Annotated in this window: 2 protein-coding genes; both read right to left on the reverse strand. The window is 71.7% G+C overall.

Features of this window, described 5'->3' with window-relative positions:
• Positions 1 to 89 precede the first annotated feature (89 nt).
• Entirely contained in the window at positions 90 to 836 is a 747-nt protein-coding gene (locus N864_RS21210; RefSeq protein WP_034722092.1) for a phosphoadenylyl-sulfate reductase, read from the reverse strand.
• A complete protein-coding gene (locus N864_RS21215; protein ID WP_034722094.1) occupies positions 833 to 2,551 on the reverse strand; it encodes a nitrite/sulfite reductase in 1,719 nt (572 codons plus the stop codon). The genes N864_RS21210 and N864_RS21215 overlap by 4 nt, the downstream gene beginning before the upstream one ends.
• Positions 2,552 to 2,685: the final 134 nt, after the last annotated feature.

Below are 2,685 nucleotides of genomic sequence, written 5' to 3' on the forward strand. Positions count from 1 at the left end.
ATCGGGATTCGTGCACTGTCGATCCGGATTGGTGAACCCTCGATCGGGGGAATTGTGCTCTCGCTTGGGGGTTGTCGTCGTCTGGGTGGTCATGTGTGGAGTCCGCATTCGGTCTTGGCGAAGCCGGTCCACCGGCCGGCACGGGGGTCCTCGCCGGGCTCGACCCGGCGGGTGCACGGCTCGCAGCCGATGGAGGGGTAGCCGTCACTGAGGAGGGGGTTGACCTCGACGCCGTGCTCGGCGGCATACGCCTGGAGCTGCTCGAAGGACCAGGCGGCAAGCGGATTGACCTTGACGAGACCGTTCTTCTCGTCCCAGCTCACGAGTGGCGTGAAGGTGCGGGTCGACGCCTCGTCACGGCGCACCCCGGTGACCCACGCCTCGTAGCCAGGCAGGGTGCGGGCCAGCGGCTCGACCTTGCGCAGGCGACAGCAGAGTGCCGGGTCCCGCTCGTACAACCGCGGTCCATGGGTGGCGTCCTGCTCCGCCACCGTCTGGTCCGGGACGACGTTGACGAGGGTGATCGGCAGGTCCTCGGCGACCACGTCTCGCGTGACAAGGGTGTCGGAGAAGTGGTAGCCCGTGTCGAGGAAGAGCACGTCCACGCCGGGCAGGACGCGCGAGACGAGGTGCGGCAGCACCGCATCCGCCATCGAGCAGGCGACGGCAGCCGTCTCCGGGAACGTGGCGGCCACCCAGGCCGCGACCTCCTCGGCCGTCGGCTCGACGCCGCGGTCCTGCCAGCCGGCGTTGAACTCGTCGACGAGCGCCCGCAGCTCACCCTCGGGGCGGCGCGGCCGGCGTGCGGGGGGTGAGGGGAGGTGGGTCGTGCTCACTGCAGGGCCTCCTCGTCGGCTCCGAAGGCCCACTCGGCGAACGACTCCCCGGGAGCCCGCTCAGCGGCATACCGTCGGACGACGCGCTCCACGTAGTCGGCGACCTCGGTCGCCGGCACCTTGAGCCCGCGGACGGTCCGCCCCAGGCCGCCCTCGTCCCGGCCGACGCCGGCGAGGCCGCCGCCGAGGTGGACCTGGAAGCCCGGCACCTGCGCCGGGCCCGCGTCGGTGTCGACGGTGATGACCTGGCCCTTGAGGCCGATGTCCGCAGTCTGGATGCGTGCGCACGAGTTGGGGCAGCCGTTGAGGTTGAGGTCGATCGGCCGGTCGAGGTCCGGCTCGAGGTCGGCGAGCCGCCGCTCGAGGTCCGCGATCACGGCCGCGGCGGTGTCCTTCGTGTCGACGATCGCCAGCTTGCAGAACTCGATCCCCGTGCACGCCATCGTCGAGCGGCGGAAGGGGCTCGGCGGCGCCGTGAGCCCCAGCGGCTCGAGCCCCTCGACGAGGTCGTCGACCCGCTCGGCCGGCACGCCGAGGACGACGAGCTTCTGGAAGGCGGTGAGCCGGACGGCATCGGCGCCGACTCGCTCGACCAGGTCGGCGAGACCACTGAGGGTGGGCCCGCCGACCCTGCCCACGGTGGGCGCCCCCCCGACGTAGTAGCGGCCGTCCTTCTGCCGGTGGACGCCGACGTGGTCCCCGCGCCCCGTCGGCGCCGCCGGTGCGGGCCCGTCCGGGAGCCGGTGGCCGAGATACTCCGTCTCGAGGACCTCGCGGAACCGCTCCGTCCCCCAGTCGGTGAGGAGGAACTTGAGGCGTGCCTTGTTGCGCAGCCGCCGGTAGCCGTAGTCGCGGAAGATCCGCACGACGCCGTGCCACACGTCCGGCGCCTCCTCCTCGGTGACGAAGACGCCGAGCCGCTCGGCGAGCCGGGGCGTCGTCGAGAGGGACCCGCCGACCCAGAGGTCGTAGCCGGGACCGAGCTGCGGGTGGACCACCCCGACGAGCGAGACGTCGTTGATCTCGTGGACGACGTCGAGGCTGGGGTGCCCGGTGATGGCCGTCTTGAACTTGCGCGGCAGGTTGGTCAGGTCCGGGTCACCGAGCCAGCGGCGCTTGATCTCGCGGATCACCGGCGTCGGGTCGATGACCTCGTCGGCCGCGATGCCCGCGACCGGGCTGCCGAGGAAGCCGCGAGGGGTGTCGCCGCACGCCGTCGTCGTCTCGAGACCGACCGACTCGAGCCGGCGCCAGATCTCCGGGACGTCCTCAATCCCGATCCAGTGGTACTGGATGTTCTGTCGGTCCGTGATGTCTGCGGTGCCGCGGGCGAAGTCGGTCGAGATGCCGCCGAGGACGCGCAGCGCAGCGGGGGTCAGCGCGCCGCCGTCGGTGCGGACCCGGAGCATGAAGTAGCGGTCCTCGAGCTCGTGCGGCTCGAGCTGCGCGGTGCGGCCACCGTCGATGCCGGGCCGCCGCTGGGTGTAGAGGCCCCACCAGCGGAAGCGGCCGTGCAGGTCGGCGTCGGGGATCGAGTCGAAGCCGTCCCGCGCATAGACCGTCTCGATGCGCTCCCGGACGTTGAGCCCGTTGTCGTCGGCCTTAAACTCCTCCGTCGGGTTGAGGGGCGCCGGGCCGTCGACCTTCCACTGCCCGTTCGAGCGCCCGGCCCGTGGGGGCCGCACCGTCCGCGTCGCTGTGTCCGTCACCGTCATGGCGAGGGAATCTATAAGCGGCACTTATTGGAACTATAACCCTGTCCATCATGTGGGCGACGTTCAGTATGCCGCTGAGCGGGCGTCCGCTCGCCGGCCCGGCCCCGCGCGGCTCCGGGCGGTCCCCGCGCGCC

Source organism: Intrasporangium chromatireducens Q5-1, from assembly GCF_000576575.1.
GTDB lineage: Bacteria > Actinomycetota > Actinomycetes > Actinomycetales > Dermatophilaceae > Intrasporangium_A > Intrasporangium_A chromatireducens.